This window comes from Microcystis sp. M_OC_Ca_00000000_C217Col (assembly GCF_007095585.1).
Taxonomy (GTDB): Bacteria; Cyanobacteriota; Cyanobacteriia; order Cyanobacteriales; family Microcystaceae; genus Microcystis; species Microcystis panniformis.
This window is the reverse complement of the sequence record NZ_SFBV01000031.1, coordinates 1-19,488: the sequence shown is the minus strand read 5'-3', so window position 1 is coordinate 19,488 and position 19,488 is coordinate 1. Positions and strand designations below refer to the sequence as shown.

The window sequence follows — 19,488 nt, the reverse complement described above, 5'->3', positions numbered from 1 at the left end:
CCTACAATCGGCGTAGGGCTAATTCATGAATTAGCCCTACAATCGGCGTTGTCAAATTGAAAGATGCTCCGAATCAGCACCGGAGCATTGCATCTTTCCTCTTCTGATCTGACAACGCCGAAAACCTTGTGGGGTGCGACTTTTAGACTTTTTTTATTAACGATCGCTTTTGATAATTTCCCCGATTGACTCTCATCGGGATTTTGGGACATCCGGCGCGAGAATCATCAATTGTCCCTCCTTATCCTCGCGAATGGCTAGAATCGCCGGACGTTCATTGTCTGCCGACTGAGGGGATAACCCGCGAAAAACATAAGTCCAATTATTATTTTGAATTAATAAACGCCAGACTCGCGGGGGATTAACTTTACTATCATTCGTTTCTTTTCCCCGCAGCTCTTCGAGTAATTTGGTCTCACCGATAATTCGATAACCCTTAAGAGAAGGATCGGTAAAAACATCCTGCGGATTCCGACCGATCGCTATCTGTTTTTCTGGTAAAACTAAAGTGATAACCGGTAAGGTAGAAGTATCATTAACTGCATCGCGACGGGCATCGATCGATCCCTGAATTCGGGCTAACCAAAAAAGGATAATTAATAGCCAAATAACAGCGATCAAATCTTTTCGGAGAGATTCGGGAATTCCCCGGACTAATAAACCTAGGAACTGAAATTTTTGATGAAATTTCCGTTTAGATTGACTGACAATTGCATAGGATGGCAGGGGAGACAAAATCCAGAGAGTAAATTGAATCGCAAAGGCAACGGCAACCAGCGCCAGAAACGTTCGCAGCAACGCCCCGAAATCGCCACAGAAGACCTGTATCGGCACGAAAAGGAAGGAACGCAAGGGCAAGTCTAGACGGTTAATCTCAAGGCTAAACCAGCCGAAATAGGCCCACCGATAGATCCATCCCGTAAAATAGAGAAAAATCCCCAGCAAACCGAGAAGACTGGCGAAGGTTCCTAGTATCTGTGTTCCGGGAGGGGGAGAATTCGGAGCGCTCACGGCAAAATGTCCCTGATTGGCGTTTTCGATCGCTATCCTACTCGATCGATCGGGTTCTATCGCCAGTTCTTTGTATTTTATCAAGGAGAATAACCATGTCCATCGACGATCCCCGACAAGTTCGTTTTTTAATTGAGAAAATGGAAGCGAGTTTACCAATCCCTGTGCGTGCAACTCCCGAAACGTTAAAACTAGCTGAAACAAAAGGCGAGCGATACAAACCCGATCACCAGTTTTCGATCGATAAAATTTTCTACATGGGAGACGAGGGGGGAATTATTTGTTCCCTAAAAAACGAATCGGGAAAACAAACGAGTCTTGTCTGTTCTTTAACCCATCTACGCATCGATAACTCTCATCCGTTAGCGGCGGATATTCAATCCTACCAGAAAAAGCGATCGATGCGGATCGCACTACAGGATGGTAAAACCGGAAAAGCCCTCCGTATTGCCAAACAAAACCGCCCGAACAAAGGTTTCGGAAAGTAAAAATATATTGACAAAAACCGCAGGTTGGGTTACGAATATCGCTAACCCACCGCATCCAATTATATTCGGGGAATAGGAATTTGATTAGTTCGTTGCTACCAGATCGTATTAACCGTTGATAATTGAATTTTTCGATCTCGGCTAATTAAGGGAACGTTTAAATATAGGGCGGTTGCCGCAATAATTCGATGTAAAGATACCAGATAACTGCATGAGTATCTAAGTAGCTGGTTATAATTAAATTTAAAATGGATTTTAGGTTCGATCCCCCCCTGCCCCCCTTGATAAGGGGGGTGCCGATCCCCCCTGCCCCCCTTGATAAGGGGGGTGTCGATCCCCCCTGCCCCCCTTGATAAGGGGGGTGTCTGATAATTTTTAACGCCTACCTACTTAAAACTGCTTTTAACACTTAAAGATCCTCTGCCGTAAAATCTCCCCACGCTTCTCGTCGGGTTTTATCGATATCTTCAGCCGAGGGAGCCTGTCCTAAATCGGCGCATATACCCCATAAAGAGGGACGGGGTTGATTAACTTCTGCCGATTCCGATGCCATTTCTGCGGTAATTTTTTCGATCAGTTGCCGTTTCTCGATTGCGGATAATTTTTCCGCCCACCGCATTAGCTCTTGTAGAGTCATATTTCTATCGCTTACCGCATAAAGGAGTACCTTCATAAGTTTTAACATAAAGAGAAGATAAAACGCTTCCCCTTTGACAATCCCGACGCTAAAATATGGAAAAAACCCTCTAGAAAAAACCCTAGGCTGGGTTACTGTTACTCCTAACCCACCGCATCCAAGATCGAAAACAGAACCAACTAAATCCCGATCATTCAGGCAAGGTAAAGATGAAAAAACTCTACCCAATAATAACCGCAACTAGCCTAGTTTTTATCGCCTCTCTTGCTGGCTATCATCTACCGGCCACCGGCGATCGATCTCCCGTCAAGAAAATCCCGGTATTCATGCCGGATGATACAAAAGTATCTTTAAAAAATGGCACTTCTCTATCTGGGAGATTAATCAAGTTCGATTCTCCAACAAAAACGATCGCTTTAGGGAGAGAATCAAAAACAAAAGAAGTCGCAATGAAAGAGATCAAACAGATATAGTTTCAAGGCAAAGTAATTATCAAAAGCGGGGAGCTTGTTATTCGTGGGGAAGGGGGATCAAGCAATCCAAACCAGAATAGACAACGCTGGCAGGAACCTTTACAGAACTTCAAAATTATTGATGTTAATGAAGGAAAAGCGGAAGTAACTTTAACCTCGCTAGATTCTCTAGAAATAGGAGGGATCGAGGATGTGGTGCGTAACAGTTCCTACGTTGTTGAGGAAATTAAATTCAACCCCTCGGACAAAATTGAGATTCAAGTAAACCCCCATTAAAATTTACAAAAGATAGGTCTATTTTTTAGGCAATCAAGGAAGACTTTAAATAGGAAAATTGGCTGATGTATTGTTCGATTGTTTTTGGTGATAATGGATCGTTTAATGTCGGGTTAGCGAGGTAAAAAATGATGTCATTGATGAGATTTTCCTCATCTGTTTTATAGGCGATATCTTCTCTGCATTCGATGGCATCGGCCCAGTTTTCTAGGTCGGTGGCAGATAGAGCGTTATTGAGATAGCGATCGAGAATATCGATCAGATGCTCTTTTTTTAGGGTGATAATTGCTTCGCTACTGTCCCAAGGAAAGGTTTTTAGGATAGGGAGAATAGTTGATAGGGGTTGGTCAAAGTTGACTAGGGCGTCGAGGTATTCTTGTCTAGTTTTCATCGATCCCCCCTGCCCCCCTTGATAAGGGGGGTGCCGATAGGCGGGGGGATCCCCCTTGATAAGGGGGGTGCCGATAGGCGGGGGGATCCCCCTTGATAAGGGGGGTGCCGATCCCCCCTGCCCCCCTTGATAAGGGGGGTGCCGGTCCCCCATGCTCCCCTTGATAAGGGGGGTGGCGATCCCCCATGCTCCCCTTGATAAGGGGGGTTTCTGATAATTTTTAACGCCTACCTACTTAGTAATTATAATCTTTTGATAACTGTCCATTTTGAACGCCGATTAAAGGGGAAACTATGAAAATAAACTATGATCGAGCCGCTAATGCCGCTTATATTCGTCGTTTTGAGGGAAAGGTTATTGATTCTGAGGAAGTAGCGCCGGGGATTGTCTATGATTACGATGAGACGGATAGGATTGTGGGGATTGAGATTTTAGCAGTCAAACAGAGAACGGCCGAACAATTCAAAAATATTGATTTTCCGTTGGAAGAGAGTGAAAAACAAGAGATTAGACAATGGTTCGGAAAGTTAATACTAAATTGTTAAGTGATGTGAGAAATTCAGGAAATATGGGAGGTGCTATAATTGACATATTTACTCAGTCAAAAAACGATGATTAAGTTAAAAGTCACAACGGTAGGGAACTCTATGGGGGTGATTTTCCCGAAAGAGTTGGTGGAGAAGCTGCGCCTTAGTAAAGGCGATATGCTCTACGTCTTGGAAACGCCGAATGGCTTTGAGCTTACACCCTACGACCCCGAATTTGTCCAGCAAATGGAAGTGGCGGAGGAAGTGATGCGCGAAGACTGGAATGTTTTGAGAAAGCTGGCAACTTAGGCTCATGAACCAGCTAATCTGGATAGCTGATGGGGTAGCTCTCGCGATTCATCACCGCCAAATAGCCGAGCATGGTGGATTAGAGGGTATTCGAGATGAGTGGTTGCTAGAAAGCGCACTTTCCCGACCGCAAAATCTTCTGGCTTATTCTGAGTCGCCTCCTGACATGGCTTCTTTGGCAGCAGCCTACGCTTATGGGATTGTCAAGAATCACCCTTTTGTAGATGGGAAGTAGTTATGATTGCCGCATCATTTTCTATTTAGAACGAGACGAAAAAACTTAAACAGATAGGATAGTTTTGATTAACATTGGAACTCATGATGAGGTAGATTAACTAATAACTGATAGCGGAAATAACTATGAATCCCAAATTTTACGCATTACTTACCCTTTCCCTAGTGGCTACCGTCACCCTACCAGTTGTTAACAGGAAACTCTCCTCTCTCGTCCCTGCGGTAATAGCGCAAAATACGGATGGGAGGAAAGCAGAAGCCGATCAGCTTTTGCAGCAACGGATTCAACAGGCGATTGAATCTCTTCAGGAGTCTTTAGCTACCAATAGAATGATCCATAGTCGCGAACGGGAATCCATTGACTTAGGCAACTTAGGAATCATTTTCGAGTCTCTCGGACAGTACCAAAAGGCGATCGATTTTTATCAACAGTCTTTAGCTATTGCGAGGGAGATTCGTGATCGCAAAGGAGAAGCCATTTCTTTGGGCAATTTAGGAGCTGCTTACCAATCCCTCGGACAGTATAAAAAAGCAACTGACTATCAGCAACAGTCTTTAGCTATTATCCAGGAAATCGGCTATCGAGACATCGAGTCTTATCGAAAGTATTTAGCTTTGACGAGAGAAAACGGTTATCGAAAAGACGAAGGCATAATACTATTTGTGTTAGGAAACACTTATAACTTCCTCGGAAACTACCAAAAAGGGATCGAGTTTTATCAACAGTCTTTAGCTATCATGAAGAATGTCGGCGATCGCGCTGGGGAAGCTAATTCTTTAGGTGGCTTAGGACTTTCTTACTACTCCCTCGGACAGTACCAGAAGGCGATCGAGTACCTTGAACAGTCTTTAGCAATCTTGAATAAATACGATTCTAATGGTGATGGCTTATTCGATGACTTTATAAACATAAGACCCATTAATTTAAAAACAATAATACTATTTAATTTAGGAAATGCTTACTACTCTCTTGGACAGTACCAAAAGGCTATTGACTATTTTAGACAATCAGAATCACTGTATACGGCGATAGGAACCGCATCTCAACGAATTGATAGGGGGAGAGAATACGCCTTTATCCCAGCAGCAATCGCTCGAACCTTTACCGACCAATTCGATCTCCGTAGAGAAACTGACCGAATATTTAATGAAGCTCTAACAGCATGGTATTCGGAACCAGCAGAATTAATAAGGCCACTTTCAATCAATGAAAAGAGCAGAATTAAATCGGCTAGTGAAAACCTAAAAAAAGCACTCATTGGTTATCAAAAATTAGGAGATAAACCAAAACAAGAATTTATCTTTTCCACATTAGGAGATATTTGTATATATTCAGTAGGAAATGCTTACTACTCTCTTGGACAGTACCAAAAGCCTATTGAATCTTATGGAAATACATTAGAATGTCTTAATTTTTACCAACAAGCACTAACTATACATCAATCTCAATATCAGCCTCTAGTAAATCGTGTAACAGAATCAGCATATCTCGTTAAGATTGGCCGTACTTACGCTGAATTAGATGATAAAAAGAATTCGATTAGTTACTTGCAGAAGGGTATTCTTATTCTTGATCAATTGGCTATGGATAAAACTCTGTCGGAATTCACAAAATCCGAATATATTCTATTCATTAAAGGCAATTCACTTCAGGCTCTCTGTCAGGTATACGTCAAGTTTGATGAAAAGCAGAAGGCACTAGATTGTTATAATCAAATGTTTTCTTTACCGGTTAGATTCGCCGAAGTTACAAGAGTTAGAGGTAATTTGGAAGTTGGTGATTTGTATATGAAGGAAGGAAATAATGAACAAGCACTTACTTACTATCTATCGGCGTTATCAGAATTTATTAAAACTTATGGACAAGAATATAAAGGCAATAAGGAGATGGTTCTGAGCAAAATTGGTATAGCTTACAAGATGCTAAATCGTCCGAGCGAAGCCTTAAGCTATTTAGAGCAAAGTGCTAATCTTATTATTGAGTCACGTCGTGACGTACCTCGTAAATACCGTGAAAAGCATTGGGGAGGTAATGTTTATGTCTTAGAAACGTTTCCTCACCTCATTGACCTCCTCATCCAGCAAAATCAACCCGAAAAAGCATTTGAATGGAGCAACCTCGCCACTACTGCCGATCTCGCCGATTACAATCGCCTGATTAATGCGAAAGTTGCTGATCCCGATGCACAAAAAGCACTTGATAACTGGAACACCGACAATCGACAACTCGAAGGAATGCGCCGACAACTACAGGATAAATACTCGGAAGAACTAGCACAACAGATCCGACAATTCGAGGAAAAAGTATATAAAAATGCGGAAATTATCGGACAGAAATATCCAGAAATTGCTGAACTTTTTGAAACTAAACCCACCGACATCGCCCAACTCCAGAAAAATATCGCTCCTGATACCCTCGTTATTCAACCCGTTACCCTCCGCGATAAAGTCGCTCTATTTCTCGTTACTAGAGAAAAATTAATCGTTATTCAAAGTGATGCAAAACGCGATGATTTTAATCAACTTGTCAGTCAATACCGTACCCAATTAGCCGACTATAAAAATGCCGACTACCTCGTTACCGGTAGTAAATTATACGAGATTTTAATCCGTCCCATTGAGTCCCAAATCGCCACCAGTTCCCCGAAAAATATCGCTATTATCGCTACCGGACAACTGCGCTATATTCCCTTTGAAACTCTCTACGATAAGAAAAATGACCAAGTTCTCCTAGAAAAATATCCAATTTATTATTTAACTCGCATCTCCACATCTACCCCTCCCGCGACCGAAAGAAAACCCTTACAAGGCCTAGCATTTGCTAACCCTAAACCCACCCAAGAAGAACTTAAAGGCACAGAAATAGAAGCAGAAACTATCAGCAAAATCTTTCCGGGAAGTGAAAAATATCTCGGTACAAACGCAACTCTAGATATATTCAAAAAACAAGCCTTTCGCTTCTCGATTTTACACTTAGGAACTCACGGCTGTTTTAAGCGTGCTGGCTGTCCTAATTTGGATATGCAAGCTAATACTATTCTTTTCGCCAATAAAGAGCAATATAACATCGCTGATGCCGCATTATTAGGCTTAAAAAATACCGAATTAATCACCCTGAGTGCCTGTCAAACCGCCAAGGAAGCCAACGCAGACGGACAGGAAATATCGGGACTTGCTTACGTCCTAGAAAGAGCCGGCGCTAAATCAGTAATAGCCAGTCTTTGGAACGCGCCTGATGGCACAAAATTTGAAGACAAATCCTATGAGGCAATTAATTCGATTATGATGGCTGAATTCTATCAAAATCTCCAGAAAGGAATGAGCAAAAGCGCATCGATGAGAGAGGCAAAATTAAGCCTGATCGAAAAGTATCCCCACCCTTATTTTTGGTCGCTATTTATTTTGATTGGGGATGCCAATTAGGTAGGCGTTAAAAATTATCAGACACCCCCCTTATCAAGGGGGGACTAAGGGGGGATCGACACCCCCCTTATCAAGGGGGGACTAAGGGGGGATCGACACCCCCCTTATCAAGGGGGGATTAAGGGGGGATCGGCACCCCCCTTATCAAGGGGAAACTAAGGGGGGATCGACACCCCCCTTATCAAGGGGGGGAGGGGGGATCGACACCCCCCTTATCAAGGGGGGACTAAGGGGGGATCGAACCTAAAATCCATTTTTAATTTAATTATAACCAGCTACTTAATTAAGCAGCCGATGATAACTCTCGATCGCTGATAATTAGGATTATTTCCTAACTTTTAACTGCCGACATCTGCCGCATTTCTAAATACACTAATAAAGCGTTAATATCGGCGGGATTGACTCCGCCAATTCGCGAGGCTTGGCCGATGGTGGCGGGTTTAATTTTTGTTAATTTTTCCCTGGATTCCATTGACAAAGTTTCAATTTTCATGTAGTCAATATCGGGGGATAAATGACGGTTACTGTGGCGACTAATTTGGTCAATTTGATTTTGTTGTCGTTTCAGATAACCGGAATATTTAATTTCAATTTCTACCCCTTCTCTTTCGGCTAAATTTATATCGGGATTACCTAAACCATAACGATCAAGATCGAGATAATGCAAGCTAGGACGACGCAGTAAATCCGCTAAAGAGAGAGAACCTTTGATTTTTTGTTCTGTATCCTTAACGATGGCAATTGCCACCTGATCCCGTTCTTTAATTCTGGTTTCGTGTAGGCGTTCTTTTTCAGCGATAATATTAGCTTGTTTGCTCTGGAATAATTGCCAACGCCGGTTATCAATTAAACCAATTTCTCGCCCTAAAGGTGTTAATCTTTGATCGGCATTATCCGATCGCAATACTAAGCGATATTCGGAACGACTGGTTAACATTCGATAGGGTTCCCGCAGATCCTTAGTACACAAATCATCGACCAAAGTTCCTAGATAACTTTCCTCCCGGGGAAAAACAATTAACTCTTTTCCTAAAGCAAACCGCGCCGCATTAATCCCCGCCACCAGTCCCTGGGCTGCCGCTTCTTCATAACCAGTTGTGCCGTTAATTTGTCCCGCACAAAATAACCCCTCAATCTTCTTCGTCATCAGGGTTGGATAACACTGAGTTGCTGGTAAATAATCGTATTCCACTGCATAGGCAGCCCGCAACATCACACAGTTTTCTAAACCGGGTAAAGTCCGCAGCATTGCTAATTGAACATTTTCCGGCAGTCCCGTTGAAAAGCCTTGGATATAAAGTTCAGGAATATCGCGCCCTTCCGGTTCAATAAAAATTTGATGACTTTCTTTATCGGCAAAACGGACGATTTTATCCTCAATACTAGGACAATAACGCGGTCCTTTGGAGTCAATAAAACCGCCATAAATGGGGGATAAATGTAAATTATCTCTGATTAATTGATGAGTTGCCGCCGTGGTGCGGGTGAGATGACAGTTCATTTGTTCCCGTTCGATCCACACCTCCGGATCAAAACTAAACCAACGCACCTCGTCATCGGGCGGTTGCGGTTCCATGCGCGAGTAATCCACCGAACGCTTATCCACACGGGCAGGAGTGCCAGTTTTTAGGCGACCGGTCTCGAATCCGAGACGATTTAGGGTTTCTGTTAAACCCACCGCCGCAAATTCGCCCGCGCGTCCGGCGGCCATAGACTTGCCGCCGATCCAGATTTTGCCGCCTAAAAAAGTGCCAGTGGTTAAAATGACGGCTTTAGCGGCGAAACAAGTGCCGAAATAGGTTTCTACCCCTAAAACTTGCTCATTTGCCCCTAAAATCAGGTCTGTGGCCATGCCTTCCCGAATAACCAGATTTGCCTGGGTTTCGACGATACCTTTCATCACCGCCGCGTATTCCCGTTTATCGGTTTGGGCCCGTAGGGCCCAGACTGCCGGTCCGCGAGAGGCATTAAGAACCCGTTTTTGCAGATAGGTGCGGTCGGCCATTTTGCCAATTTCGCCGCCTAAAGCGTCCACTTCGTGGGTTAATTGGGATTTAGCCGGACCACCGACGGCGGGGTTACAGGGTTGCCAAGCGATTTTATCGAGATTAAGAGTGAGGAGAAGGGTACGACAACCGAGACGGGCGCAAGCTAGGGCCGCTTCACAGCCGGAATGGCCCGCCCCGACGACGATGACATCAAATTCATCTTGAAAGTCTGCGGCTGAGGAGAAAGTCATACTCGATCGAGGGGAAAATTAATTAATCAGGCTAATATTCTAGCAATTTTTCTGAGTTTTCCTCCCAATATAATACAAGAATACTAACTAAGTCATTGACTAACACCAAAGCGATCGCATAAATCTAAAAACAATCTGTATAATCCCTATTTACCCTTGCCTTTTCAGGGCATTACTGGCTAAGTATTATAGGTGCTTATCATATCTTCACGATCGTTTAAAGATTATAATCATGGATTTACTTGCCAATCCCGTCGCTTTGTCGCGGATACAATTCGCCATCACCGCTATTTTCCATATGCTTTGGCCGGTGTTAACCACTGGTATGGGCATCTATCTAGTTATTGTCGAAGGATTATGGCTAAAAACCCGCAATCCTGACTACTATCATCACGCTCGCTTCTGGTCAAAACTCTACATTCTCAATTTCGGCATTGGAGTTGCTTCTGGTTTACCCATGGCTTTTCAGTTTGGTATGAATTGGGCGCCTTTTTCGGAAGCGGTGGGGGACTTTTTCGGAACTATCCTCGGTTTCGAGGGAACCATGGCCTTTATGCTAGAGGCTAGTTTTCTAGGAATTATGCTGTTTGGTTGGGGACGAGTTCCCCCGTTAATTCACTTCCTAGCGACAATTCTCGTCGCTTTTGGGGCTAATCTTTCCACTTTCTGGATTTTAACCGCTAATTCTTGGCTGCAAACCCCCGCCGGTGGCATCTTCGTGGATGGTAAATTTATCGTTCAGGACTACCTACAAGCGATTCTCAATCCCTTCATGGTTAATAGTTTCCTGCATATGTTTTTCGCTACTCTGGAAACTTCTTTATTCGTCATTGGTGGGATTAGTGCTTGGTATTTGCTCAATAAACGTCACATTAGCTTTTTTAGTCGTTCTCTCAAAATTATTCTTACTCTAGCGATTGTTATCGCCCCCTTGCAAATTTTTGTCGGTCATCTTAGTGCCGAACAAGTGTATCACTATCAACCGGCTAAATTAGCCGCCATGGAAGCGCAATGGGAAACCATTCCTGCGGGAGAAACTGCCGGTTGGAGTTTGGTTGCTTTACCCAAGGATAAAGCGGAGACAAATAGCTGGGAAGTGAAGATACCTAATGCTTTGGGTTATCTTTTGGAATTAAAACCCAAGTTATCGGAACCTGTTCTCGGCTTAAAAACGTGGAAATACGAAGACAGACCGCACATGGTGGGGCTAATCTATTATTCCTTCCGGATTATGGTCGCTATCGGTCTTTTTCTTGCGTCTTTAATGGCTGTAACTGTCGGGCAATGGCTGCGCGGTCAATTATCTAACGAAAAAATCGACAGTCAAAAATGGTTACTACGCGCTTGGGTTTTTGCGGCCCCTCTGGGTTATCTTGCGGTTGAAACTGGTTGGATTGTCCGTTGTGTCGGTCGTCAACCCTGGACGGTTTACAATCAAATCCGGACGGTGGATGCTGCTTCTAAACTGCCCGCAGGCGAGATTTTAACCTCTTTAATCGGAATTACGGCGATTTATGTTGTTTTCTTGGTTTCTGCTCTCTATTTCGGCAGTCTTATTATCCGTCAGGGACCCAATCTTAACTTACCACTGCCGGGGACTCAAGAGGAAAAAGTGACCTCACAGGAAGCGAATCCCCGTTCCCTAGAAGCGCAACAATAGGAGGAACTATGGAACCGTTACAGTATTTTTTGCCGCAAATTTGGTTTTTTATTCTGGGTTTATTCCTGTTTCTCTACGTCCTCCTCGATGGTTTTGACTTGGGGGTGGGAATTCTTTCCCTGACTTCCTCCTCCGAGAAGCGTCGCAGTATTTTAATGACCAGTTTGGGCAATGTTTGGGATGCTAACGAAACTTGGATTGTTTTGATGGGGGGTTCCCTGTTTGGGGCGTTTCCCCTAGCTTACGGGACAATTTTAAACGCTTTATACTTGCCAGCAGTGATTATGGTGGTGGGGCTGTTATTTCGGGCTGTTTCCTTCGAGTTTCGTGAACATTCTCGTCGCAAGTTGTTCTGGAATTATGCCTTCGGACTCGGCAGTTTTTTGGCCGCTTTGGGGCAAGGATTCGCCCTCGGTGCGGTTTTTGAGGGCATTAAAGTGGATGAATTGGGTCATTTTGCCGGCGGCCCCTTTGATTGGTTAACATGGCGATCGATTCTAGTGTCTCTAACTTTAATCCAAGCTTATGTTTTAGTGGGTTCCACTTACCTAATTCTGAAAACTACGGGTAATTTACAGGAAGTTCACTATAAAACGGCAAAAATTGCCGCTATTACCACTTTTATCGGTGCTATCTTTATCACCATCAGTACGCCGCTGCTTTCTGACCATATCCGTCAGCGTTTATTTGACCCTCGACTAATTTACATCTTTATCCTCATCCCGATTTTAGCTGTGGTCTTACTGGGTTTATTACTGCGGAGTTTGCAACTAAAGGAAGAAAACACCCCGATGGTGTGGACAGTATTGCTGTTTATGCTCTCTTTTATCGGTTTGGGATTGTTGATTTTTCCCGATATTATTCCCCCGTCCGTGACAATTTATCAAGCGGCAGCCGCCCCTAGTTCTTTGGTGTTTATGCTGACTTTTGTGGGTTTTTTAATCCCAATTTTACTAGCCTATACAGTTTATAATTACATCGTTTTTCGGGGTAAAATTACTGCTGAATCCTACGGAGAATAGATGAGGTTGCCGATTTCAGACATGAATCTTCTTTGGTGGTATTTTTAAAGGGAAACTCTCGGCTAAAATCGGGCTTTACTTTCGATTTTATCATTCAATCCAAGCTTTTGGGGGGTAGAACCCCCCGCGCATTATTTCTTCAGTGGGATGCTTACAGGCAGTTGTTGATACATTTGTAATGATTTAAGAGTCAATAATAATTGCTGATTGTCGGTATTTATGCAAATGACAGATTTCAGACATGAATCTTCTTTTGTGGTATTTTTAAAGGGAGACTCTCTAAGCTGATGCTAAACTGTATTTACTCTAGGAGATCTTTGGGTGTAATTAATTCGTAACGCTCGAAGGGTTGATGAATCCAGGGATTATCGGGGTAATATTCCACATAATAGTCAGGTTTGATTCTTGATGCTGCTTTGTACCAGATCACCGCAGTTTTGATATTGGTAATCCCGTATTTTTCCTGTAACAAAATCGAGGTTTTTTGGAGAGTGATTCCCGAATCGACTAAATCATCCACTAATAATAAGGGACTCTTTAATTGGGCTTCGATCATGGCTAAATTCGAGGAAATAGTTAATTCTCCCCGAATTTGATGATTTTGCCCCCCGTAGGAAGCAGCATAGAGAATGGCTAGGGGTTGACGAAAAAGACGACAGAGAATGTCACCGACGCGCAATCCTCCCTTAGCTAAACAGACAATCTGAGCAAATTGCCAACCAGAACGATCGATTTTTATTGCTAATTTTTCGATCAGACGATGGTATTCATCCCAAGAAACATAGACATCGGCCATATTTTCGATTCTCGATTGATAATTACTTATTTTCGGCAGGTCGATCACTACTCCAGGCCCACCAAACTCGATCGCATTGACAATGATAGAATTCCTGCCATTTACGTCGAGAATCTTCTCCTAAAACGGGAGCGCGGCGATTGATCCAAACGGCCTGAGCTTCTTTAGCTTTTGCCCCACAGTAAGGACAACAAAAATTGTAGGCGTGAACAGCATTCTCTGTCCAGTCAGGGGGAAAGGGACTAAAAGCATCCATAATCTCTAAAATATAAGAGTAATAACTAGAAAAACTGGGTCAATAGACAATCTCCTTGTTTACTTTATCACTAAAAAAATATGGCTAAAGGGGATCAAATATACGCTTATCGGGAATTGCTCAATCTTCAGGGTGTTTATGCTCATCATGGCATCGATTGCGGTGATGGTAGCGTCATTCATTACCGAAAACCGAGCGAGATTGTCGAACGAACTTCCCTAGAAACTTTTGCTAGGGGCGGTAAAATCTATGTGGTGCGCTATGTAGAGGTGGGATTTTCCTTTATCCCCGATGTGGTGGTAGAAAGGGCGCTAAGTCGTCTGGGGGAGCAGAAATATAATCTTCTTTTTAACAACTGCGAACATTTTGCCACTTGGTGTAAGACCGGTATTAGCAAAAGTCAACAGATAGAAGAATTTATCCCGATTATTACCCATTTACAAGCGGTGGGACTCTACGAACCTCTGAAAAAATCCCTCATCGGAGCCGACCCCAACAATGCCCAAACCCTGTTAACAGGGGCTTTAAGCAATCTTAAGGTCAGTTGGGATGAAATTCAACCCCAGTACAAAAAAGCCATTCAAGAAGCAGAAACATGGAATCGAGTAGCGATCGAAGCTTTAAGCAAAAATCGCGATGATTTAGCCCGGGAAGCCCTGAAACGCAAGGTAGAAGCCAAAAAACAGGCAAAACGCCATCAGGAACAATTGGATCAAATAGCGGCCATGACCGAAAATGTTCTTAAAAGTCTGGTGATTGCTAACGGTTAGTCTGGATGTCAGTAAACTGTTCAGTATCTAAACCTCTGCCAATTGCCTCGGTTGATTCCCCTCCACATCAGGTAATTTTAGTCGCTCGCCATGGAAATCTGGATTATTTTACGTTTTTCAATCGCCGCTGCCATTATCGCTTTAGTTTGCTGGTCTTTAACCAGTGCCGTGCGCGATAGTTGGCAAGTTGCCCGACGGATGCACTCCATCCCTTGCTCCCACTGCCGCTACTTTACCAACGATTATCGCCTCAAATGTAGTGTACAACCCAGGAGCGCCAACACCGAACAAGCGATCGACTGTGGCGATTATTTTCCTGATGCCTAGTCTGCCATAATACCGAAAAGCTTTTCGAGATGGTGCGAAATTTGCTAGTCTAGGCTAAATAGGTCTGAAATAGTATAGAAAAGTGGATACAATTATTGGTCGGGGCAAAACAGCCCGTAGAGCTTACGGTATCGATGAAATCGCACTTGTACCCGGAGTGCGAACCCTCGATCCTAGTTTAGCCGATACCCGTTGGTCTCTCGGCAATATCGAGCGGGAAATCCCGATTATCGCCAGCGCTATGGATGGGGTGGTGGATACTAAAATGGCCGTCCTTCTCTCCGAGTTGGGGGCGCTAGGGGTACTAAACCTCGAAGGTATTCAAACTCGTTACGAGGATCCTAACCCGATTCTCGATCGCATTGCGGCGGTCGGCAAAGCAGAATTCGTCGGTTTAATGCAGGAACTCTACGCAGAACCGATTAAACCGCAACTAATCGAGCTTCGTATCCAAGAAATTCAAGAAAAAGGCGGTATTGCGGCAGTTAGCCTCACCCCTGCTGGTGCCGTCAAATACGGTGCGATCGTTGCCCAAGCAGCAGCCGATATTCTCTTTGTCCAAGCAACGGTTGTTTCCACTGCCCATTTATCCCCGGAAGCTATCACCCCCCTCGATTTAGTGCAACTGTGCCAAGAAATGCCCCTTCCCGTGGTTTTGGGCAATTGCGTCACCTATGAAGTCGCCCTTAACCTGATGAAAACCGGGGCAGCCGGGGTTTTAGTCGGTATCGGTCCGGGGGCTGCCTGTACTTCTCGCGGCGTTTTAGGGGTGGGAGTTCCCCAGGCCACTGCTGTGGCCGATTGTGCCGCCGCTAGGGACGATTTTTTCCAAGAAACCGGTCAATACGTCCCCGTTATTGCCGATGGCGGCATTATTACCGGCGGTGATATCTGCAAATGTATTGCCTGTGGCGCTGATGCGGTGATGATTGGTTCTCCCATTGCCCGCTCCTTGGAGGCACCGGGCCGCGGTTTTCACTGGGGTATGGCCACACCTAGTCCAGTTCTACCCCGGGGAACCCGGATTAGTGTGGGCAGTACGGGAACTATTGCCGAAATCCTCGTTGGACCGGCAAAATTAGATGATGGTACTCATAACCTCTTGGGGGCGCTGAAAACCAGTATGGGAACTTTGGGTGCTAAGAACTTAAAGGAAATGCAACAGGTGGAAGTGGTGATTGCCCCCTCGCTGCTGACGGAGGGTAAAGTCTATCAAAAGGCCCAGCATTTAGGTATGGGTAAATAAAAGTTATCGGTGAACAGTGATCGGTTATCTGCTTCTCGGAGCAGTTTTTGATTTTTGCCAGAGATGGATTTTCTGCCTGGGATTACCATCACCTTCAGGTTCGGTTCTACCGACCCCCACTATCTCAAAAAACTGTTAAATTGGAAGGGAGCGTCTCATTTATGCAAGCGAGTAATTATACTTGTCCCTAAAACTGGTTTCTAGCAAGGCTTTCAAAATAGCTTGACATAAAACCTGATTTAGGGGTTACAAAGGTGAAATGCTCCCAATTGGAAGAACCAAAAGGATAATTTAAAAAAATTGAGTTAAGGAGATCAAAGGTGTATAGAGAAAACGATCGCCCTCACAATTTATTCGGTACCGATAGTGAATTTTCCGAGAGTTTGTGGCAGTATGTCCAGACCTTAAGTCCAGAAACAATCGCCCAACTCTCGAAACCGGAGTCCCAAGAGGTTTTCCAAGTGATGGAACGCAACATTATCGGACTTTTGGGCAACCTTCCTTCGGAACATTTCGGGGTCACTATCAGTACCAGTCGCGAACATCTGGGCCGGTTATTGGCCTCAGCAATGATGAGTGGTTACTTTCTCCGCAATGCTGAACAGAGAATGAATTTTGAAAAATCCCTCGCTACTCTCCAGAGCGGTTCTAGCGATGTTTAAGGTTTAGCGGTAGTTAGGTTAGTTGGAAAGGGAAAAATAAGCAATCGGCAATCAGCTATCAGTTGTCCATTTTTAGTTGTCTTTTATTGCATTAGTTAGCCATATAATTATAGAGAAAGGCATTTAGCGATTTTTGTCAATTGTTTTTGCTCTAGAGCGAACTAATCAATTAAGTCTCTTGCCAGATAAGGATTTAGTCGATTTATGCCCCCCTATCGAACCATAATAAGTAACGAAGAGCCATATAACTTTTATCTGACTGATAACTGATAACTGATAACTGATAACTGATAACTGATAACTGATAACTGATAACTGATAACTGATAACTGATAACTGATAACTGATAACTGATAACTGATAACTGATGACTGATAACTGATGACTGATGACTGATGACTGATAACTGATAACTGATTAAAGACAGTTTTGCTGCCAGAGTAGTTCTTTTTCGATTCCCTGTTTTTCTCCGGGGGGGACAGTCCTTTCCCGCATGATATAAAGTTGCAGGGATTTAATCTGTTGATCCCTACCGTGCTGCTGATTCCAGTTTTGACAGAGATACTGACCAAACTCTCCATAAACTGACCGACCGATAGCTCGATTAAGATTAATAAAATATACTCGCCACTGCATGGTTTTATACAAACGATTGCGATCGCTTTCGGTGGGTTTATCCCAAATTACTGGCTGTCCTTCTCTAAATATATCTACCGTGGAACCATCGGCTAATTGACTGACTGCCACAAACCAAGCATCATCCCGAGGCGGACTAGGGGAGAAAATAGTCCAATACTGGTCTAAACGAGTTATTCTTGCCAGAATATCAATTGTATTAAAAGTACGACGGGTGAGCAAGCGATCGAGGGACTGAATTAAAGGTGTATTTAAATCGCCTCTAATGGCCGATTGCCGGACAAAACTGCGTAAATTCCAGATACTGGTCAACAAGAAGAAGAAAATTACCAAAATATTTAAAGGTAAAGAGGATTTAATCGTCAGGGGACGAAACTTGAGAGGTTTGGTGAAATTGCCCATAAAACGACGATGGGAGGCAATCCACTCATAAATTCTCGTTCCCAGGGACATAAGGGGCGGTAAACGCAAAATTGGTGCTAAAAACCAGAAAATTGGCGAAAGACTGACAATATAAACCAATGCTGACCATTTAAACTGACGTTTTCCCTGCCAATCTTCCACCACCCAAGAATTTTGGGCCACCATATCCTCGTATATTGAGGGGTTATCCTGAGCGACTAACAGGGGAGTGCCGGGTAAAATGAGAAACGTGCGGAGAAGATGAACAACTTTCTTGCAAAATCCACAATCTCGATCATAATTAATCCTTAAACCTTCTCTTTCTGGGTTTATTATCCGTTTTTGTCCCCAATCCCAGACAAGACTAGGTATGATGGGCAACCAATGGGTAACACTCAAGAAAGGGAAAACCCCTAAATGTAGAATCAGTGCAAAAACCGTATGCAAGAAAATAAAGGAAACTACGGCGATTATTTTAAATAAACTATTGCGAAAGGGAACAAACATCAATAGCGGACCGAACCATTCAAAGCCTAGGGCTGAAATTGTCAGGAATTTGAGGAATTGCTGCGGTAAAGTCAGTAAAAAACTCCCGAAAGCGGTAGCGTATTGATCGTAACTAAGAGAGTAATAAACGGCTGTACCGTCGGGCCACCAAGTCTCACTTTTGAGTTTAAAAACCACTGACCACATATAGATATAACACACCTGTATCATAAAAGCCACCGTGGCAGCCGAAACTACGCGCTTGGGTAGGGGGTTGGGATTGGTGTTTAAGGCACTTTCCACGGAATAACAGGCACCGAGGGGTAAAAACATCGCCCAGAATAATACTGCCCGGATTACGTCATCGGCGGCAAATAGTAACAGGGGGTTGCGATGATGTAAAGAGACGATTAGCGCCCAAGTGGCGATCGTGGCTAAACGGGTATGATAGCCAATTAAAAGCAATAATGCGATCGCTATAGCGACAATAAACAGGATACTCTGCACCAGTACCGAGTCACTGAGAGCAAAAATCGACCAGTAAAAAGGACTAGCAGAAACTTTCGATAAGCTTCCTAGGGGTAAAACCCCTAATTCGCTGTAATGGGCAGTTACTTGGCTAAAACGAACTGATAAATCCACTAAAACCACTAACGCCAAGGCAATGCGAAATAAAGCCAGCGATCGCAGGTCAAACCCGAAAATCTCTGCCAGTCTTTGTCTAAATGATTTTGTCATTATCGCCATAGGATGATGATTCCCTCCACTTCTTCAATAAACCTACTTTTTGACTCTCCCCCGCTAACCGCTCGCACGGTGTAGCGGGGGATTCTTGGTTCATCTGCTCTTGACTAGATCAAACAGGTTTAACTGAACGATCCCCGTTAGATCGCCTCCGCAAGCGTTTTCTAACAGGGTCAGTCCGACCGCGTTTTTTCCTCGGTTCTCGATTACCTTCGCCGATGCCGTATCTCTCGGTTCGATGTGACCACAAGAATCGCATCGGTGAACTCTTTCCGATAACGACTTTTTACCAGTGAACGCGCCACAATTAGGACACTCTTGCGAAGTTCCGTTTTTATCAACCTTAAGATAATATCGCCAATTCAAAAATGAAACGCATCAACCTCAAGAGTTGACAAAGAAAGGCTCATCAGGTACTGTCTGATCATTAACAAAAACAAATCAGACCCAAAAACGAAGCCCCCAACATCTTA

General features: G+C 43.8%; 18 protein-coding genes and 2 pseudogenes. 12 read left to right on the top strand and 8 right to left on the bottom strand.

Annotation, left to right across the window (positions count from 1 at the left end; all coding sequences use genetic code 11):
• Positions 1-192: 192 nt before the first annotated feature.
• Positions 193-1,095, bottom strand: coding sequence for a hypothetical protein (locus EWV66_RS01765; protein WP_287107212.1), 903 nt, complete (start codon positions 1,093-1,095; stop codon positions 193-195).
• 11 nt (positions 1,096-1,106) lie between these two features.
• On the opposite strand from EWV66_RS01765, the gene EWV66_RS01760 reads away from it, so the two are divergent.
• Positions 1,107-1,499, top strand: coding sequence for a hypothetical protein (locus EWV66_RS01760; protein WP_002748454.1), 393 nt, complete (start codon positions 1,107-1,109; stop codon positions 1,497-1,499).
• A 409-nt stretch (positions 1,500-1,908) separates the two neighbouring features.
• On the opposite strand, the gene EWV66_RS01755 is transcribed toward EWV66_RS01760, so the two are convergent.
• Positions 1,909-2,172: a hypothetical protein gene (locus EWV66_RS01755; protein ID WP_002771281.1), complete on the bottom strand. Its 264-nt coding sequence runs from the start codon at positions 2,170-2,172 to the stop codon at positions 1,909-1,911.
• A gap of 173 nt (positions 2,173-2,345) precedes the next feature.
• Here EWV66_RS01755 and EWV66_RS23945 point away from each other — a divergent pair.
• Positions 2,346-2,885, top strand: a pseudogene (locus EWV66_RS23945) (hypothetical protein).
• 25 nt (positions 2,886-2,910) lie between these two features.
• On the opposite strand, the gene EWV66_RS01745 reads toward EWV66_RS23945, so the two are convergent.
• Positions 2,911-3,276 (bottom strand): hypothetical protein, encoded by a 366-nt coding sequence (locus EWV66_RS01745; protein WP_287107210.1) that lies wholly within the window; start codon positions 3,274-3,276, stop codon positions 2,911-2,913.
• 293 nt (positions 3,277-3,569) lie between these two features.
• On the opposite strand from EWV66_RS01745, the gene EWV66_RS01740 reads away from it, so the two are divergent.
• From EWV66_RS01740 to EWV66_RS01725, 4 genes are all read left to right on the top strand, one after another.
• Complete coding sequence (locus EWV66_RS01740; protein ID WP_287107209.1) at positions 3,570-3,821, top strand: DUF2283 domain-containing protein; 252 nt, start codon at positions 3,570-3,572, stop codon at positions 3,819-3,821.
• 66 nt (positions 3,822-3,887) lie between these two features.
• Entirely contained in the window at positions 3,888-4,112 is a 225-nt protein-coding gene (locus tag EWV66_RS01735) for an AbrB/MazE/SpoVT family DNA-binding domain-containing protein (protein WP_012267820.1), read from the top strand.
• Positions 4,113-4,116: 4 nt separating this feature from the next.
• Positions 4,117-4,347, top strand: a complete 231-nt coding sequence (locus tag EWV66_RS01730; RefSeq protein WP_072924164.1) for a type II toxin-antitoxin system death-on-curing family toxin — start codon at positions 4,117-4,119, stop codon at positions 4,345-4,347.
• Between the two features lie 125 nt (positions 4,348-4,472).
• A complete protein-coding gene (locus EWV66_RS01725; protein WP_287107208.1) occupies positions 4,473-7,769 on the top strand; it encodes a CHAT domain-containing protein in 3,297 nt (1,098 codons plus the stop codon).
• A 331-nt stretch (positions 7,770-8,100) separates the two neighbouring features.
• Here EWV66_RS01725 and mnmG read toward each other — a convergent pair whose 3' ends face one another.
• Positions 8,101-10,008, bottom strand: coding sequence for a tRNA uridine-5-carboxymethylaminomethyl(34) synthesis enzyme MnmG (mnmG, locus tag EWV66_RS01720; protein ID WP_287107207.1), 1,908 nt, complete (start codon positions 10,006-10,008; stop codon positions 8,101-8,103).
• 232 nt (positions 10,009-10,240) lie between these two features.
• Between mnmG and EWV66_RS01715 the strand changes: the two genes are divergently transcribed.
• Both EWV66_RS01715 and cydB read left to right on the top strand, forming a co-directional pair.
• Positions 10,241-11,668, top strand: a complete 1,428-nt coding sequence (locus EWV66_RS01715) for a cytochrome ubiquinol oxidase subunit I (RefSeq protein WP_287107206.1) — start codon at positions 10,241-10,243, stop codon at positions 11,666-11,668.
• An 8-nt stretch (positions 11,669-11,676) separates the two neighbouring features.
• Entirely contained in the window at positions 11,677-12,690 is a 1,014-nt protein-coding gene (gene cydB, locus EWV66_RS01710) for a cytochrome d ubiquinol oxidase subunit II (protein ID WP_002792975.1), read from the top strand.
• 301 nt (positions 12,691-12,991) lie between these two features.
• On the opposite strand, the gene EWV66_RS01705 is transcribed toward cydB, so the two are convergent.
• Complete coding sequence (locus tag EWV66_RS01705; protein ID WP_193957117.1) at positions 12,992-13,486, bottom strand: phosphoribosyltransferase; 495 nt, start codon at positions 13,484-13,486, stop codon at positions 12,992-12,994.
• A gap of 22 nt (positions 13,487-13,508) precedes the next feature.
• On the bottom strand, positions 13,509-13,742 hold the full coding sequence (locus EWV66_RS01700; RefSeq protein WP_002771307.1) for a hypothetical protein: 234 nt from the start codon (positions 13,740-13,742) through the stop codon (positions 13,509-13,511).
• Between the two features lie 80 nt (positions 13,743-13,822).
• Between EWV66_RS01700 and EWV66_RS01695 the strand changes: the two genes are divergently transcribed.
• The 4 genes from EWV66_RS01695 to EWV66_RS01680 all read left to right on the top strand — a co-directional run bounded on the left by EWV66_RS01695 (position 13,823) and on the right by EWV66_RS01680 (position 16,747).
• Positions 13,823-14,512: a lecithin retinol acyltransferase family protein gene (locus EWV66_RS01695; RefSeq protein ID WP_287107205.1), complete on the top strand. Its 690-nt coding sequence runs from the start codon at positions 13,823-13,825 to the stop codon at positions 14,510-14,512.
• Positions 14,513-14,602: 90 nt separating this feature from the next.
• Entirely contained in the window at positions 14,603-14,839 is a 237-nt protein-coding gene (locus EWV66_RS01690) for a hypothetical protein (RefSeq protein WP_016514875.1), read from the top strand.
• A gap of 82 nt (positions 14,840-14,921) precedes the next feature.
• Positions 14,922-16,085: a GuaB3 family IMP dehydrogenase-related protein gene (locus EWV66_RS01685; protein ID WP_072927607.1), complete on the top strand. Its 1,164-nt coding sequence runs from the start codon at positions 14,922-14,924 to the stop codon at positions 16,083-16,085.
• A 320-nt stretch (positions 16,086-16,405) separates the two neighbouring features.
• Positions 16,406-16,747, top strand: coding sequence for a DUF760 domain-containing protein (locus EWV66_RS01680; protein WP_002771313.1), 342 nt, complete (start codon positions 16,406-16,408; stop codon positions 16,745-16,747).
• Positions 16,748-17,164: 417 nt separating this feature from the next.
• Here EWV66_RS01680 and EWV66_RS01675 read toward each other — a convergent pair whose 3' ends face one another.
• Both EWV66_RS01675 and EWV66_RS01670 read right to left on the bottom strand, forming a co-directional pair.
• Positions 17,165-19,018 carry a hypothetical protein gene (locus EWV66_RS01675; RefSeq protein WP_081417913.1) on the bottom strand — a complete coding sequence of 618 codons (1,854 nt, stop codon included), beginning with the start codon at positions 19,016-19,018 and terminating at the stop codon, positions 17,165-17,167.
• Positions 19,019-19,108: 90 nt separating this feature from the next.
• Positions 19,109-19,372: pseudogene (locus EWV66_RS01670) on the bottom strand (zinc ribbon domain-containing protein); the annotation flags it as partial.
• Positions 19,373-19,488 lie beyond the last annotated feature (116 nt).

Excerpts from the sequence above, each read along its gene's own strand:
- EWV66_RS01760 (WP_002748454.1), top strand. The coding sequence starts at position 1,107 with ATGTCCATCGACGATCCCCGACAAGTTCGTTTTTTAATTGAGAAAATG.
- EWV66_RS01755 (WP_002771281.1), bottom strand. The coding sequence starts at position 2,172 with ATGAAGGTACTCCTTTATGCGGTAAGCGATAGAAATATGACTCTACAA.
- EWV66_RS01745 (WP_287107210.1), bottom strand. The coding sequence starts at position 3,276 with ATGAAAACTAGACAAGAATACCTCGACGCCCTAGTCAACTTTGACCAA.
- EWV66_RS01740 (WP_287107209.1), top strand. The coding sequence starts at position 3,570 with ATGAAAATAAACTATGATCGAGCCGCTAATGCCGCTTATATTCGTCGT.
- EWV66_RS01735 (WP_012267820.1), top strand. The coding sequence starts at position 3,888 with ATGATTAAGTTAAAAGTCACAACGGTAGGGAACTCTATGGGGGTGATT.
- EWV66_RS01730 (WP_072924164.1), top strand. The coding sequence starts at position 4,117 with ATGAACCAGCTAATCTGGATAGCTGATGGGGTAGCTCTCGCGATTCAT.
- EWV66_RS01725 (WP_287107208.1), top strand. The coding sequence starts at position 4,473 with ATGAATCCCAAATTTTACGCATTACTTACCCTTTCCCTAGTGGCTACC.
- mnmG (WP_287107207.1), bottom strand. The coding sequence starts at position 10,008 with ATGACTTTCTCCTCAGCCGCAGACTTTCAAGATGAATTTGATGTCATC.
- EWV66_RS01715 (WP_287107206.1), top strand. The coding sequence starts at position 10,241 with ATGGATTTACTTGCCAATCCCGTCGCTTTGTCGCGGATACAATTCGCC.
- cydB (WP_002792975.1), top strand. The coding sequence starts at position 11,677 with ATGGAACCGTTACAGTATTTTTTGCCGCAAATTTGGTTTTTTATTCTG.
- EWV66_RS01705 (WP_193957117.1), bottom strand. The coding sequence starts at position 13,486 with ATGGCCGATGTCTATGTTTCTTGGGATGAATACCATCGTCTGATCGAA.
- EWV66_RS01700 (WP_002771307.1), bottom strand. The coding sequence starts at position 13,742 with ATGGATGCTTTTAGTCCCTTTCCCCCTGACTGGACAGAGAATGCTGTT.
- EWV66_RS01695 (WP_287107205.1), top strand. The coding sequence starts at position 13,823 with ATGGCTAAAGGGGATCAAATATACGCTTATCGGGAATTGCTCAATCTT.
- EWV66_RS01690 (WP_016514875.1), top strand. The coding sequence starts at position 14,603 with ATGGAAATCTGGATTATTTTACGTTTTTCAATCGCCGCTGCCATTATC.
- EWV66_RS01675 (WP_081417913.1), bottom strand. The coding sequence starts at position 19,018 with ATGGCGATAATGACAAAATCATTTAGACAAAGACTGGCAGAGATTTTC.